We start from the raw sequence: 269 nt of genomic DNA on the forward strand, positions 1-269 counted from the left end.
CGTTGGATCGCGCGCACTACCGCATGGCACCCGCCCAAATCAGGTTTCCGCCTCAGGTGTTGGCCGGCGAACTCAGCGGCGGCCGCACCAGGTCGCGGTGGAAGAAATAGATTTCCTGCACCAGGAAGCGCCAGCTGGTGAGCGTGTATGCGCTGGGTTCGGTGATGGCCGCACTGCCGATGACCGCGCTGACCCAGCGCCTGCCACGGCGTCCGCTGCTGCTGGCGGCCATCGCCGGCTTCGTGGTGGTCAATACGCTGACCGCGTTG

The 269-nt window shown here is 66.5% G+C and carries 2 pseudogenes; one reads left to right on the forward strand and one right to left on the reverse strand.

The window, feature by feature from the left end:
- Nucleotides 1–52: 52 nt before the first annotated feature.
- Nucleotides 53–139: pseudogene (locus tag ABGA94_RS11025) on the reverse strand (YdcF family protein); the annotation flags it as partial.
- On the opposite strand from ABGA94_RS11025, the pseudogene ABGA94_RS11030 reads away from it, so the two are divergent.
- Nucleotides 132–269, forward strand: a pseudogene (locus ABGA94_RS11030) (MFS transporter); the annotation flags it as partial. The pseudogenes ABGA94_RS11025 and ABGA94_RS11030 sit on opposite strands and share 8 nt — an antisense overlap.

Origin of the sequence: Stenotrophomonas sp. 3diitr2024, assembly GCF_042136455.1 — a bacterium.
GTDB lineage: Bacteria > Pseudomonadota > Gammaproteobacteria > Xanthomonadales > Xanthomonadaceae > Stenotrophomonas > Stenotrophomonas sepilia.